Source organism: Candidatus Symbiobacter mobilis CR (assembly GCF_000477435.1).
In the GTDB taxonomy this organism is placed as follows: Bacteria; Pseudomonadota; Gammaproteobacteria; order Burkholderiales; family Burkholderiaceae_C; genus Rhodoferax; species Rhodoferax mobilis.
In genome coordinates this window covers 1,180,039-1,194,147 of record NC_022576.1, presented here as the reverse complement: position 1 = coordinate 1,194,147, position 14,109 = coordinate 1,180,039, and the positions used below count along the sequence as shown (strand labels likewise).

The window sequence follows — 14,109 nt, the reverse complement described above, 5'->3', positions numbered from 1 at the left end:
TCGTCAGACGATGCCGCGCACCTGCCTGATTCAGGGTGTCTGTGCAACGTCATGGCAGTCATCCCCACCTGCCGTACTGTTTGGCACTGTCTGCGTGGGCATACCTAGCCGGGACAATTGTGCGTAAGTCCTATTCTCTGCGAGAGCCAGAGCAAGGCGTCGATTGATGCGATGGATGTAGAAGGCAATACCGCCAACGAGCAACAAGATCGAGACAGTCGTCGCCAGCGCCCAATACAAACGTCGAAGATCGACTTCTCGCTTTTCCTGGTAGAAAAAATCATCGAGAGGTCGGTCGAACTTGACTAGTCCGAAACGCTGATAAGCATTCGCGATGTATTCCCAGCGGCCAGGATTGCTGTGGCCGATCTCGATCACAGTGGGGTCGATCAGACGGTACAGCGCTTGGGCCTCGTAGGCAAAGTGCTCGCGGCTTTTGTGTTGGGTGTTGTAGCGCGTGAGAAGCAGATCGATGATTTCCGACTGGTGTTGCAGCGCGTATTGCCAGCCGCGCATCGATGCAGCGCGAAAGGCCGCGACGACATCGGGCCGTTCGGTCTCCATGGCTTTGCGGGTGAACAGCACGTCGCCGTAAAAATCCATGCCATAGGTTTGCGGCTTGAAGATGGTGTGCGGAATACCGCGCAGATTGAGCAGGAAAGGCTCATTCGACACGTAGGCGTTGAGGGCTTCCACGCGGCGGTCGAGAAAGTCGTCGAGGTGGCGCTCGTTGGGCACGATGTGCAGCTTGTCAAGCGCAATGCCTTCGTTGGAAAACATCGCCTTGAGTTCGACGTCCTGGTCGCCGCCCATGAGTGCGATGGCTCCTTTCCCTGGGCCAGCGAGATCAGCCAAGTGCTTGTTGTGTCCATGCATGAGCAGGATGTTGGGGGAATGCTGGAACACCGGCCCCAACATCAATACCGGCTTGCCCTTGAGGTACTCGATGACGAGGCTCGACACCGCGATACCAAAATCGCTGTGACCTTCCAGTACATCCACCACCGGGTTGATGTCGGGGCCACCTTCCTTGAGCGTGACCTCCAACCCAGCTTCACGGTAGTACCCCTGGTGCAGCGCAGCGTAGTAGCCGGCAAACTGAAATTGATGCCGCCAGCGCAGTTGTAGCGAGACGCTTTCGAGTGAGAAGGCTGACCCAGCAGTACAGGCAGCTAGCAAGGCCAGTGCCAGCCTGCGTCGAATGGCGTAGGGCGTGAGGAAGGTGAACAGCGTAGGCATAGTGGAAACCGTGATGGACAGATGCGTCAGGGCGAAAGTCGTGGCAGTGATCCTGAAAAAATCGAAGGAACTTCGGAGCAGTGGTGAACTGCACAGTCAGCTTGCTTACGGGAAGATGTGCAAGGCAATGTGCAAGGCAATGCGATAGGCACTGCGCATTGCGTTACGCATTGTTATCACCTCGCTCGTTGCACACCTCAATCTGTTTCAACAGTCGGTCGAAGTCGCTTTCAAACAAGCGGTCCTGCATGATGCGGTATTTCTCGAATTCGCTTTCGGCATGCGTCTTGGCGATTTCCGCAGAAACCTTGCCTGCATCCTGAAGGATTTCCCGGTCCCAGAGTTTCAGGAAGCCACCCAAGCGTTCTTCCCAATCCTGCATGGTCATGGGGATGCGGCGCATGGCATGGAGTTCGGCCATGTCCAGATACGCTGACACGATTCGCTGCATCTGCGCCAATTCGAATTCGGAGAGGTAGTTCTTGGCGACGGACACGTCGTATTTGTGGATCTTGCCGTGGGGTGTGCCTTCCCAGTGGGTCAAGCCCATGTTGTCCTTCTGGTGATTCGCACGGTCTACGATCACCTCGGCTGCCGTCTGCCCGTGAATGGCATAGTGCAGCTTGTTCTGCACCGCTGCAAAAAAACGTTTGGTAGCCGTGGCTGAGGAGTCGTAATCCAGCGCCGTAGCATAGATGTCGGTGATCTTCTGGTAGAACTTGCGTTCAGAGAGCCGGATTTCCCGGATCTTCTCCAACTGCCGCTCGAAGAAATCGTCGGTCAGCACGCTGCCACCGCTCTTCAGGCGATCCACATCCATGACCCAGCCTTGAATCGTGTAGTCCTTGACGATCTGGTTGGCCCATTTGCGGAACTGCACGGCTCGCTCGTTTTCGATTTTGAAACCGACGGCAATGATGGCCTGCAGGCTGTAGTGATCGACCTTGCGCTGAATCTCCCGTTCGCCTTCGGTTTGAACCATTAAGTACTGCTTAATAGTTGCGTCGCGCTCCATCTCGTTGTCGGCATAGATGCGCTTCAAATGCTGGCTGATAGCCGACACGGATACATCGTAGAGCGTGGCCATCATTTTTTGCGTGAGCCAGAGGTTTCCATCCTCATAGCGCATTTCCACGCTGGCGTTGCCACTGCCGGTCGCTGCGACAAAGGTCAGATATTCTGCTGCCGAGGAGCGAACGAAGGAAGCCTCGGCTTTCTTGGAGGGTTGTGGTGGTTTGCCAGATTTCATGCTCTGCCCATAAAGTGGACCCCAGTGTCAAGACAATTTTTCAGTCAATTTCAGTCAATATAAGCTGGGCCTGTTTGCACACACAACTGCACGGCGTTGCCCCGGTTTTGTCTTGGTATTCGGTTGCGGTGGTCCCGGTAATCCCTTGGAGCCAGTCAGCGTTCGCTGAGCCAACTATCCGAAAAATCGGCACTGCCGCACCCCGCCTCCCATGCCTGGAGCTTGCGTTCGAAGCTCCAGCCCGCATTGGCCGGGCTGGTCGAAGGCATGATGCGGGTGTCGAAACCGAGCGCTGCCAGTTGCGGCGCGAACCGGCCGGGCGTTTGGCCGTTGAAGAGGACGCGCCGTAGCGATGGCGCCCACCGGGGCAGCGCGCCGAAATCGTTGGGCCTGCCGTTGCGGATTGCGCTGTCGAGGCTGCCTTGCCGTTCGCATTCGGCATAGACATCCCAGATGGCGATGCCTGCCGCTTGCACGGCAGCTCGTCGGGTGGCGTAGTCCATGGCGATGAGTGGGCTGTAGGGGCGATGGGCTGCATCCCCGGTCTGCCGTCGATCCAGGATCGCGCCCAGAATCTTCCAGAAATGGTTCTGGGGGTGCGCGTAGTACTGCTGCGCGGCCAGGGATGCCGTAGACGGGAACGACCCGAGGATCAAAACCACCGACCGTTCGTCGATGATCGGGGGCAACCCCCGGAGCAAGGTTGCTGAAGCATGGAGCGCGGTAGCCATGCGGGTTACGGCGACGATGCGGCTGGGAAGGGTGGCGAGAGGGTCAACGCGATCGGCTTGCCTTCGGTAGTCGTGGCAAAGATGCGTGCCGGGGCATCGGCATGGATGCAGATGATGGCGTCATACCCCCCATCGCCGCCAGGGGACGCCGCCGCCTGCACCACCGTCCCGCACGGGGTTTCGGGGTCGGCGCAGATCTCCTGCCCCGCATGGAGTGCGACGGCACAGCGTGCCAGACAGGCGCGGCGTTGCACCTTGCCCCGGTATTGGCTGCGTGCGATCACCTCCTGCCCAGGGTAGCAACCTTTGCGGAAGTCGATGGCGCCCAGGGCGTCGTATCCCAGCATTTGCGGGACGAACAGGTTGGACGTGCGCGCCGTGATCCACGCGATGCCACTGTGTACGGCCAGCCATTCCCAGGTTTCTTCGTCCAGCGCATTCGGTTCATTTACCTCGTTGTCTGGACTCGCGGGTGCGGGGGGCTGGGTGGCGGGCGAATCACCAATCCACAGGGCACGCGCCACACCTGCGGCATCGGGCAGGCGCACCACGTCGGCGCCATTGATACGCCAGCGCATCCAAGGGGCCGCATCGTCGGCAGCGTGTTGCGGGGCACAGGCGGCGACTGCGGAACCGACGAGACCCCATACCGGTCGATGCAGGCTGCAATCTTCGAGGATCACTCGGGAGCGCAACACGAATTTGCGCAGTCCCTGCAATGTGGTGGCGACCAGATCCTGGGCCACGACCAGGAACACGGCCTCCTGCGTTGCATCATGCACCGGGTTTTGCGTGGTACCTGGTGTGGCATTCGGGGTGGCGTTGGGCACCGCCACTTGCGTCCCGCGCAATAGCACGACGCTAGCCAGCAGCCGCCCCTGGGGGGAACACCACCCAGCCAGGCATGCGTGGTTCGCGTCCCGATGCAACACGTCCTGGGTCAACATGTTGTGGAGAAACGCGGCGGCATCCTGTCCCTGGCAGCGCAATACCCCGAGTCTCGTACACCGAACGACACCGTTATGCATCCTAAAAAGCCTACAAATTCATTAGATTGCGGTTTTGGTGGAGGGTTGTGCGTGGCCCCCCAATGCACGGCGTCTGTTTCTCCATGGCGCGATCCGGCAGGAGCCTCGGGAATTATGATCTTTGCCCCCCACCAGGGTGGGGAGCGAGGGGCGCAGCGTTGATGTGCCGGTTTCGGGTCAAGGAGTGAGAGTGCGGATCGTTGTCGGGTGGATCGTCGTTGTGGCGTTGGGCGTGGCCGGATGGGCGCGCTGGTGGGTCGATGCCGACCTTGAGCTGGCCACGCCGACGGTCGAGGTGTTGATTCCCTATGGCATGTCGCCCCGAGACGTTGCAGTAGCCGTCGTCGACGCCGGGGTGCAGACCCCCGCATGGCTGCTATACGCATGGTTCCGGCTTTCGGGCAAGGCGCCCCAGCTCAAGGCGGGGAACTACGAATGGGAGGCGGGCGTCACCCCCAGATCATTGCTGGCGCGTCTGGTACGTGGGGACATTTCGGTGCGGGCAGTGACCCTGGTCGAAGGCTGGAATCTGTGGCAGTGCTTGCAAGCGCTATCGCGCGAGGAGCATTTGCAGCACGACGCCCAAGGCTTGGAACCATCTGCGCTGATGAAAAAACTCGGTCGGCCGGGTAAGCACCCCGAAGGCCGGTTCTTCCCCGATACCTACCACTACACCAAAGGCTCCAGCGAACTGGCTTTGCTGCGCCGTGCCCTGCGTGCGATGGATACACAACTCGCCCAGGCTTGGCGGCAACGAGTGCCCCAACTGGCGGTGTCCACCCCGGAAGAGGCGTTGATCCTCGCCAGCATCATCGAAAAAGAGACGGGGACTGCTGCCGATCGCACGATGATTTCCAGCGTGTTCCACAACCGGTTGCGACGCAAAATGCCTTTGCAATCCGACCCCACGGTCATCTACGGGATGTGGAAGCGTTTCGACGGAAACCTGCGCAAACGTGACTTGCAGGAGTCTTCTCCCTGGAATACCTACACCCGTGCCGGGTTGCCGCCGACACCCATCGCTATGCCCGGCAAGGCTGCATTGCTCGCTGCCGTGCAGCCTGCGCGCAGTGCGGCGCTGTATTTCGTTGCGCGTGGCGATGGAAGCAGCCAATTCAGCAATGATCTGTCCGACCATAACCGTGCCGTCAATCGCTACCAACGTGGACGTTGAGTCTGCTGCCCTCCTTTTTTCTTCTGGCCGGCCTTCTTCCGGTAAGCCTGTGCGCGGCCTGTTTTTGAGCGTTGAAGGCATCGACGGTGCGGGCAAGTCCACGCATATCGACGCCCTTGCGCAAGCCTTTGTGGCCCGAGGGCGTAGCGTCGTGTGTACGCGCGAGCCAGGAGGCACGCCCTTGGCGGAACGCTTGCGAGCGTTGGTGTTGCATGAGGACATGGATGCGACGACGGAGGCGCTGCTCGTGTTTGCAGCGCGGCGGGATCATCTGCAACGGGTGATCGAACCCGCTTTGCAGCGCGGGGAAGTCGTGTTGTGCGACCGGTTCACCGATGCCAGTTTTGCCTACCAGGGGTTTGCCAAGGGGCTGGATCTCGACGTGCTTGCCACGTTGGAGCGCATCGTGCAAGGGTTGCCCGGCCCACGGTTGCTGCAGCCGGATCTGACGCTGTGGTTCGATCTCGATCCAGAGGTCGCGGCGCAACGGTTGGCAGGGGTGCGCGTTCCTGACCGTTTCGAGTCGCAGCCCATGGCGTTCCATGCCTTGGTCGTCGAAGGCTACCGCTGGAGGCGGGATCGTGACCCGGCGCGGTTCGTGACGATTGATGCAGGGCAGCCGCAGCAGGTGGTTTGCGAACAGGTCTTGCAGGCTCTCGTTGCGCGGGGGGTGCTGGCGTGAGTGCGGAGGCCGTGTGGATACACAGGCAGTTGCAGCGGTTGTTGGCCCAGCGTGGGCATGCATTGCTGTTGGCGGGGCCGGGAGGGCTGGGGCAGTTCGATTTGGCCATGGCCCTAGCCCAATCTTGGTTGTGCGAACACAGCACCCCTGACGGCGCGTGTGGCGCGTGCGCGGCCTGCCATGCGATGGCGGTGCATACGCACCCGGACTTTTTCGCGCTGTTGTCTCCTGTCAAGCGGGTGGAGCTGGGTTGGCCTGGCGAAGAGGATGGGGGCGCCAAACCCAGCAAGGACATCCGCATCGACGCCATGCGCGGCGCCGTCGAATGCGCCCAGCGAACCTGCGTGCGGGGCCGGGGCAAGGTGGTGGTGGTGTATCCCGCCGAGCGCATGAATGTCTACACCGCCAATGCTTTGCTCAAGACGCTCGAAGAACCCGCGCCCGGGGTACGGTTCGTTTTGGCAACCGAGGCCGAGCACCAAATCCTGCCTACCCTGCGCAGCCGTTGCGTTCGCCACGCGATGGCTTGGCCTGCCCCCGACGAAGCCATCGATTGGTTGTGCGCGCAGGGGCTGGATCGTTCGCAGGCCGCTGTGGCGCTGCGTGCGGCTGCCGACAAGCCCCATGAGGCGCAGCGCTTTGCCGCCTTGGCAGGGGTATGGCCTACGTTGCCGAGAGCGGTGCAATTGGGCACCGTGCAAGCCCTGCAGGGGTGGACGGCAGCGCAGTGGGTTGATCTGCTGCAAAAGCTTTGCCACGATCTGCTGCGTACCTTGTGCGGCGCCGCGCCCCGGTTCTTCGACCCCGCAGATCTGCCCCGCGCGGGCACTTGGGGGAGCCTGACGTCGTGGGCGCAGTCGCTTGCCCGCACGGCCCGCACCGTCGAGCATCCCTACCACGCAGGGCTATTGCTTGATGCCTTGCTGCTCGAAGCGCGGGAGGCCATGCGTGCGGATGCACGGCCTACAAGCCGATAAGGGTGTGATGGGGTAGACAACGCTTAACGCGGTTGAGGGGCTGCCGGGGCGCTCGTCGCTGCGGTGGGCAAAGGCGGCAGTTCCAGGGTGACGGTGGCTGTGTCTTGTCCTTGGGGGGCCAAGTCCACCGTGCGGGGGCTGACAGCGTGCAGCACCAGGGTGTCCGCAACGACTTGTCCCACACCGAAAGGCTGGGGCGGCGCGCCATCGACGGCGATCAACGCCCGGCCCCTCGCGCCTTGGGCGATCACGCCGAGCAGTTTGAACCGGGTGGAAGCCGCTTTGGCGGGCGCGGGAGCCGATGCCGGTTTGTTCTGCGATGCCCCGAGCAATTGCGCCAGTTTCCCCTGCGCGGCATCGTCATGGTCTGCGCGATGGGTGGGCAGGATTTCTGCGGTCGAGGCAGCGTCGAACGGCGCAGGCACATCGCGCCACCGTGCAGCCCAATAGCCCATGCTCGCCGTGGCAAGCGCTGCGAGTAGCAAAGCGCTGAGCTTGGGGAGCCAGCCTGGGGTGGAAAGAGAAGGATCCACAGGAAGAAGGTCGGCGGGAGGGCCGATCGAGGTGTGTGCAGGGGACGCGATAGATGTCATAGAGGATGTTAGCAATCGCGACGAATGGAGCCGATTACGATGAGCATCGTTATGCCCATGAACCCCTCCTCACACCACGCAGGTTCGACGATGCTGTACTGTTTTTTGCCTTGGCTACGGTTTTGCAAAAGGGTTCGATGGGCGCTGTGCGTGCTGGTTGGCATGTGGGCGATGGGGGGCGCATGGGCAGCCGGGTTGCCTGCGCTGGGCGAATCCAGCCCCTTGTCTGCTGCGGAAGAGCGCGCTTTGGGTGACAGCATCGTCCGCAGCCTGTACCGCGATCCCGACTATCTCGACGATCCCGTTCTCGGCGACTATGTCGAGGGCTTGTGGCAAGCCTTGCTCGCGGCGGCGCGCAGCCGGGGGGACATTCCCACAGAACTGGATGAGCGTTTTGCGTGGAAGATTCTGCTGGGCCGCGACCGCAGCGTGAATGCCTTTGCGTTGCCGGGGGGCTATCTGGGCGTGCATCTGGGGTTGTTGTCCGTCGTCGAGACCCGCGACGAACTGGCCTCGGTATTGGCGCATGAACTGAGCCATATTACCCAGCGGCACATTTCCCGCCTCATTGCGCAGGAACGCAGGAATGCGCCGTGGTTGCTCGCGGGGGTGGTGCTTGGCGCAGTGGCTGCGTCGCGCAGCCCCGATGCGGGCAATGCGCTGATGGTGGGAAGCCAGGCATTGGTTGCACAGGGCCAATTGAACTTCTCGCGCGATATGGAGCGCGAGGCAGACCGCATGGGGCTGGGGATGATGACCCAGGCCGGGTTCGATGGCCAGGGTACCGTGTCGATGTTCGAAAAGCTCCAGCAGGCAACGCGGCTCAACGACAGTGGAACGTATCCCTATTTGCGTAGCCACCCGTTGACGACGGAACGCATTGCAGACATGCAAGCCCGCGTGGGCTTTCCCGTGCATGGTGCGGCGAAAGGGAACCCGGACTTGGTGCATGGGCTGATGGCAGCGCGTGCGCGGGTGCTGGCAGACCACACAAGCCGCGATGTGCTGTATGGCTGGAGCAAGGGCCCTGACGATGCAGGCCCCACAGCCCATCCCGTAGACCGCCAAGCGCCTGCCTGGTATGCGGCGGTGCTATCCGCCAGCCTGTTGCAAGAGCCTGCTCTCGCTCGTCGGCATCTGGAGCGGTTGCGCTCGGTGCTGGCGGGGCAGGGCGACGCGGTGCAACAAATTTTGGGGTATCTGGAAGTCGACATCGCGCTGACCGCGCACGACCGCACCCCCGCACAGCGGTTGGCGCTGGGGCATTTGGTGGGGTTGCCTGCCGGGAGCGCTCCAGCAGGCGGTATGGCCGATGCTGCCCACTCCCGCGCAGCCTTGGCGTTGCAAGCGCAACTGGTTCGTACTGGAGCGCAGCGTAGCGATGTCGAGGGCGTGTTGCGCCGCCTGTATGCGTGGGTGGGAACGAACAAGGACGACGCAGGCGCGTGGCAGTGGATTGCTTGGCTGCAACAAGGGTTGAGCCGTCCTCTCCAGGCCGCCCGTGCCGAAGCCGAATCATGCTGGGCGCGATTCGACGAACAGGGCGCGCTAGACCGGCTTCGCTCCGCGCAGGACTACGTACGCAGCAACGCCGCGCAACTCGGCCCAGGCGACTTGGTTGAAGCCGCGATCATCGATACGCGCAAGCGGGACATTGAGGAACGGCTACGGCAGCGTGCGCCGGAGCAGGGTGGGCGCAACCCGTAAAAGCCTCTGTAGATTTTTCGGGATCAACGTATGCGTGCCAGGCGTTTTTCGATGTCTGCGGTGCCCACTGCGCCGGGGATGCGCGAGCCATCGGCGAAAACGAGCGTGGGGGTGCCGGTGATTTTGTGCTTGCGCCCCAGCGCTACATTGCGAGTCAGCGCCGAGGTATCGCAGGTCGCCGTGGCGGGGGCGAGATCGCGAACCATCCAGTCCTGCCAAGCCTTGACCCGATCTTTGGCGCACCAGATGTTTTTGGAACGTTCGAACGAAGCGCCACCGAGGATTGGGTAGAGGTACAGGCGAACCGTGATGTTGTCGATCTGGAGCAGATCGCGCTCGAACTTTTTGCAGTAGCCGCAGTTGGGGTCTTCGAAGATCACGATTTGCCGCTTGCCATTGCCTCGGACGATCGTGATCGCATCCGCTGCGGGCAGGGCATCGAAGCGAATGGCAGTGAGCTGGTCGGTCCGCTCCTGCGTCAGGTCGCGCTGTTGCCTGGTGTCGATCCAATGGCCTTGGAACAGATAGTTGCCTTGCGCATCGGTGTAGAAAATGTCTGCATCGTCGACGCGAATCTCGAACAGTCCGGGTAGGGGAGTTTTGCGCACTTCCTGAATAGGGGGCAATTGGGGCAGACGTTCGCGGAGGTTTTTGCGGAGCACGGCCTCTTGGGCGCATACCGATCCGACGAGCAGGGATAGGGCGATGGTCAAGGTCAATAAGAGCTTCATGCAGTGCAGGGGGTAAGGTGATTGGCCAGAAAAATCCATTGTCGCCAAAACCCCCTCTTTCCACAGGTTTGCATACCGCAGCTTTCCCCTCTCCTGCAAGGGCTGGATGCCCTGCAATGCATGCTGTGTCCCCGGTCGATACACTCCCGCGCTTCGTTCCCGACTGGCCTGCCGCTGTTCCGCACCACGATGCATTCCGCTCCCTCAGCGCCCCATGCCCAGGTTGCCCCCCAGGCTGACGCTGCCAAGCCGCAGCGTGGTAAAGGGTTGCGCCCGCAGTGGGGGGGCAATGTGGCTCGCAACCCCCTGCTGTGGTCCGTGCCGCAGCGCTTGGCTTTGGTCATGGTTGTGCTCTGCCCGTTGTGGTTTGCAGTCTGGTGGGCGATGGGACGCTGATGGTCGTTCCGGCGGATATGGTCGTTCTCGACAATCTGACGGTCAGCTACCGCCAGCACCCTGCGTTGCACCATCTGCGCGGTTGTTTCGCTTCGGGTTCTTTGACGGCGGTCATGGGTCCGAATGGGTCAGGCAAGAGCACCTTGCTCAAAACCATCGTTGGCTTGTTGCGCCCGGCAGGGGGGCGGGTGGTGGTCCATGTCCCTAGGGAGCGGGTGGCGTATTTGCCGCAGCTTGCGGAGATCGATCGGAACTTCCCCCTGTCTGTGCTCGATTGCGTGGCGTTCGGGTTGTGGAACACCGTCGGGGCCATGGGGAAGGTCGGGCATGACCAGCGTGGGCGCGTGTTGGCGGCTCTGCGCGAAGTAGGGTTGGCCGGTTTCGAGCAGCGTACCCTGGGGTCGTTGTCCGGGGGGCAGCTACAGCGCGTGCTGTTTGCGCGCCTGTCGGTGCAGGAGGCTGACCTGGTCTTGCTCGACGAACCGTTCCACGCCATGGATTCCCGCACCACGACTGCGCTGCTTGCGCAAATCCACCGTTGGCATGGGCGCGGTACCACGGTCATTGCCGTGTTGCACGATGAAGGCATGGTGCGTTCGCATTTCCCCCAAACCGTGCTGCTTGCGCGGGAACTGGTAGCGTGGGGGGCCACGACGGAGGTGCTGACCCAGCCTCACTTGGAACGCAGCAGGTTGCTGGCCGAAGCCTGGGACGATCAGGCCGATATTTGCCATAGCGACGATTCCTTGCCCATGGCATCTCCGTCCTCGCCTTCGCATCTGCATTCCAATCCGCCCCCGTCTTGGTCTGCGCCATGATCCAGACCGTCCGGGAAGTCCTCGTCGATCCCTTCGCGGACTTTGCCTTCATGCGCCGTGCGCTCGTCGCGTGCATGGCGCTTTCCCTGGGGGCCGCGCCGTTGGGGGTGTTGTTGACGCTGCGTCGAATGAGCTTGTTGGGGGATGCGCTCAGCCATGCGGTGCTCCCCGGGGTCGCGGTGGGGTTTGCGGTGGCGGGCCTTTCTTTGCCTGCCATGGCTTTGGGCGGGGTGGTGGCGGGGCTGTTGGTTGCCGGAGTTGCCGGGGTCGTCAGCCGATCCACCTCCTTGCCGGAGGATTCGAGCCTGGCGGCGATGTACCTCGTTGCGCTGGCCATAGGTGTGGCGCTGATCTCCCGGCAGGGAAGCCAGCTCGACTTGCTGCACATCTTGTTTGGCAGCGCGCTTTCCGTCGATGTCGATGGACTGGTGCTCGTCGCGTCGGTGGCTAGTGTGAGCCTGCTGGCGCTGGCTGTGGGCTACCGGGGGTTGGTGCTCGAATCCTTTGATCCCATCTATTTGCAAGCCAGTGGGCGCAGCGTGTGGATGTGGCAGCAAGGTTTTCTGCTGCTGGTTGTGCTCAATCTGGTTGCAGGCTTCCAGACGATGGGGACGCTGATGTCTGTCGGCCTGATGATGTTGCCTGCGGTGAGTGCGCGCCTGTGGCATGACACCTTGGGTGCGCAGCTTGCCCACGCGAGCATCCATGCAATGGTTGCCAGTTTGGGCGGGTTGCTGCTGTCCTATCACCTGGATACCCCAAGTGGGCCGACGATGGTGGGCTGCGCGGGGGTGTTGTATGGCGTGTCGTTGTTGTGTTCCCCATCGGGGTATGTGCCTCGCTTGCTGAAGCGCCCGCACAGGGTGGCCTGAAGTATGTGTGAAGCAGACCTGGAGTTGGTGTGGTCAGTACAGGGAGGTTCGCGATGTTGTGGCAGTGCTGGAAGCAATGGATGGTGGGGCTATGCGCTTTGTTGGTCTCTATGGCATGGGGCGCTGCCTCCAAGCCGGTACCGATGTCGGAGCCAATTCCTGTCGTGGCCAGTTTCAGCATCTTGGGCGATGTCGTTCGCGTGGTCGGCGCAGACCGCATTGCTGTGACAAACCTGGTTGGGCCTAGCCAAGATGCACACACCTTTGAACCACGGCCCACGCACGCTCGTGCCTTGCTGGCGAGTCGCCTGGTGGTTTTGCATGGCATGGAACTGGAGCCTTGGGCGCAAAAGTTGTTGCGATCCAGCGGGTACAGCGGGGCTGTCGTCGTGGCCAGCGTAGGGGTGCAGCCGCGTCGTTTTGGCAATGCGGTGACGTTGGGTGCGCATCATGAACACCATGACGATCATGATGATCATCAACACCATGGGCATCACCGGCACGGTGGCATCGACCCGCACGCATGGCAGAACCCCCTCCACGTCGTGCAGTATGCGCACAACATTGCCGAGGCACTATCCAAGGTCGATCCTGCTGGTGCAGCGCAGTACCGGCGCAATGCACAGTCGTATGAGAAGGAATTGCACGCCTTGGATGCGTGGATCCGGGATCGGTTGTGGACGATACCCGTCGCACAACGCAAAGTGTTGACGGCCCACGATGCCTTTGGGTATTTTGCCGATCGCTATCAGGTCACGTTTCTGGCCCCGCAGGGTGTGTTGACCGATGCCGAACCAAGCGCCAAGGCGGTAGCCCAGCTCATTCAACGGGTTCGCAAAGAGCAGATCCGCGCCATCTTCACGGAGAACCTCGACAACTCTTCCCTATTGCGGCAGATCGTTGCAGAGACGGGGGCCAAGGTGTTGGGCAGCCTGTATTCCGACGCACTCTCCCTGCCTGGAACGGCAGGGGACACGTACTTGCGAATGATGCGCCACAACGTGGATTTGCTGATGCAAGGATTGGCCCGGTAGTCCGGCTACGAAATCTACGGAGCCTTTGCCACCCGCACCTTGCCACCGCTGGTGACGACGCGGATGCGCTCCCCGGCAGCAAAGGTTTCATTGCCCTTGGCTTGCACGATTGCGCGTTGTTCCCCATTGCCGAGGCGCACGATGATTTCGATGGCATCTTCACGGGTAGCCATGCGCTCAATGGCGTTCCCCGCAGCGGCGCCTGCAACGCCCGCAAGCATCCCCAGCACTTGCGATTCGCGCTGTACGCCGCTGGCGCTGTAGCCTGCAACGGCGCCGGTGATGCCGCCGACGACGGCGCCCACACCGCTTTGGCTTCCGTCGACGACCACGTTCCGCACGGATACCACGACGCCGTCCTGAATTTGGGACATGCGCTGCGCATCCTCGCGCGAGATGACGTCGGGGCTGCTGGTGGCACAGGCCCCCAGCATGAGCGCTACGGCCAGCGCGTATCCTATGGCTGTTGTACGTTGCATTGCGATCTCCTTGTTTCGGCTGCTGTACGCTGAATGACTGCAACCCGCGCAAGGCGGGATGCCATGCAGATTGGTGGGCCCCCGGGGAGTCGAACCCCGCACCAACGGATTCCGGTTTGCGTGGCTTTCGCCACTCCCTGGACTATGCCTTCACCATGGCGCAATGCTGTAGGTGGGTGCCGTCTAGTCTCTACACCTTCCTCGGAACGGTTGTTCCGGGGCTTGGCTCGGCGTTGCCATGCGCAATGCGCGTACAGGTTTCACCGACTTTGACACCATCCCTTGCGCCGTTTCCGAGCGCAAGGCACAAATCGAATTGCGCGATCTATGAGTCCGCTGCTCTAACCATGCATGAGCTAGAGGCCCGCCTCCACTGCGGCTCAGAAGCCACAGCAGAGC

At 61.8% G+C, this 14,109-nt stretch carries 15 protein-coding genes; 8 read left to right on the top strand and 7 right to left on the bottom strand.

All coding sequences use genetic code 11. From position 1 onward, the window contains the following. Positions 1-30: 30 nt before the first annotated feature. From CENROD_RS04960 to ygfZ, 4 genes are all read right to left on the bottom strand, one after another. A complete protein-coding gene (locus tag CENROD_RS04960; RefSeq protein ID WP_022772016.1) occupies positions 31-1,239 on the bottom strand; it encodes an ABC transporter substrate-binding protein in 1,209 nt (402 codons plus the stop codon). A gap of 163 nt (positions 1,240-1,402) precedes the next feature. Then, positions 1,403-2,488 carry a virulence RhuM family protein gene (locus tag CENROD_RS04955; RefSeq protein ID WP_022772015.1) on the bottom strand — a complete coding sequence of 362 codons (1,086 nt, stop codon included), beginning with the start codon at positions 2,486-2,488 and terminating at the stop codon, positions 1,403-1,405. A 155-nt stretch (positions 2,489-2,643) separates the two neighbouring features. Next, complete coding sequence (locus tag CENROD_RS04950) at positions 2,644-3,189, bottom strand: DNA-deoxyinosine glycosylase (protein ID WP_051360425.1); 546 nt, start codon at positions 3,187-3,189, stop codon at positions 2,644-2,646. Positions 3,190-3,224: 35 nt separating this feature from the next. Beyond that, positions 3,225-4,166, bottom strand: coding sequence for a CAF17-like 4Fe-4S cluster assembly/insertion protein YgfZ (gene ygfZ / locus CENROD_RS04945; protein ID WP_051360304.1), 942 nt, complete (start codon positions 4,164-4,166; stop codon positions 3,225-3,227). Positions 4,167-4,437: 271 nt separating this feature from the next. On the opposite strand from ygfZ, the gene mltG reads away from it, so the two are divergent. From mltG to CENROD_RS04930, 3 genes are read left to right on the top strand one after another with little or no spacing between them, the layout of a single operon-like run. Then, positions 4,438-5,421, top strand: coding sequence for an endolytic transglycosylase MltG (gene mltG / locus CENROD_RS04940; RefSeq protein WP_041193290.1), 984 nt, complete (start codon positions 4,438-4,440; stop codon positions 5,419-5,421). A gap of 49 nt (positions 5,422-5,470) precedes the next feature. Further along, positions 5,471-6,103, top strand: coding sequence for a dTMP kinase (gene tmk, locus CENROD_RS04935; protein WP_022772010.1), 633 nt, complete (start codon positions 5,471-5,473; stop codon positions 6,101-6,103). Continuing rightward, entirely contained in the window at positions 6,100-7,080 is a 981-nt protein-coding gene (locus tag CENROD_RS04930) for a DNA polymerase (RefSeq protein ID WP_041193288.1), read from the top strand. The genes tmk and CENROD_RS04930 overlap by 4 nt, the downstream gene beginning before the upstream one ends. A gap of 23 nt (positions 7,081-7,103) precedes the next feature. On the opposite strand, the gene CENROD_RS04925 is transcribed toward CENROD_RS04930, so the two are convergent. Continuing rightward, a complete protein-coding gene (locus tag CENROD_RS04925) occupies positions 7,104-7,673 on the bottom strand; it encodes a type II secretion system protein N (RefSeq protein WP_022772008.1) in 570 nt (189 codons plus the stop codon). 39 nt (positions 7,674-7,712) lie between these two features. On the opposite strand from CENROD_RS04925, the gene CENROD_RS04920 reads away from it, so the two are divergent. Next, positions 7,713-9,380, top strand: coding sequence for a M48 family metalloprotease (locus CENROD_RS04920; protein ID WP_238551827.1), 1,668 nt, complete (start codon positions 7,713-7,715; stop codon positions 9,378-9,380). Positions 9,381-9,403: 23 nt separating this feature from the next. Here CENROD_RS04920 and CENROD_RS04915 read toward each other — a convergent pair whose 3' ends face one another. Beyond that, on the bottom strand, positions 9,404-10,111 hold the full coding sequence (locus CENROD_RS04915) for a DsbC family protein (RefSeq protein WP_041194110.1): 708 nt from the start codon (positions 10,109-10,111) through the stop codon (positions 9,404-9,406). A 189-nt stretch (positions 10,112-10,300) separates the two neighbouring features. Between CENROD_RS04915 and CENROD_RS04910 the strand changes: the two genes are divergently transcribed. The 4 genes from CENROD_RS04910 to CENROD_RS04895 are packed head-to-tail and all read left to right on the top strand — an operon-like array spanning position 10,301 to position 13,231. Then, positions 10,301-10,507 (top strand): hypothetical protein, encoded by a 207-nt coding sequence (locus CENROD_RS04910; protein ID WP_151194585.1) that lies wholly within the window; start codon positions 10,301-10,303, stop codon positions 10,505-10,507. 17 nt (positions 10,508-10,524) lie between these two features. Further along, complete coding sequence (locus tag CENROD_RS04905) at positions 10,525-11,325, top strand: metal ABC transporter ATP-binding protein (RefSeq protein WP_041194109.1); 801 nt, start codon at positions 10,525-10,527, stop codon at positions 11,323-11,325. Next, on the top strand, positions 11,322-12,197 hold the full coding sequence (locus CENROD_RS04900) for a metal ABC transporter permease (RefSeq protein WP_022772004.1): 876 nt from the start codon (positions 11,322-11,324) through the stop codon (positions 12,195-12,197). Before CENROD_RS04905 ends, CENROD_RS04900 begins: the two co-directional genes overlap by 4 nt. Before the next feature lie 53 nt (positions 12,198-12,250). Further along, positions 12,251-13,231: a metal ABC transporter solute-binding protein, Zn/Mn family gene (locus tag CENROD_RS04895; RefSeq protein ID WP_022772003.1), complete on the top strand. Its 981-nt coding sequence runs from the start codon at positions 12,251-12,253 to the stop codon at positions 13,229-13,231. A gap of 14 nt (positions 13,232-13,245) precedes the next feature. Here CENROD_RS04895 and CENROD_RS04890 read toward each other — a convergent pair whose 3' ends face one another. Then, positions 13,246-13,710 carry an outer membrane lipoprotein gene (locus CENROD_RS04890; RefSeq protein WP_022772002.1) on the bottom strand — a complete coding sequence of 155 codons (465 nt, stop codon included), beginning with the start codon at positions 13,708-13,710 and terminating at the stop codon, positions 13,246-13,248. Positions 13,711-14,109: the final 399 nt, after the last annotated feature.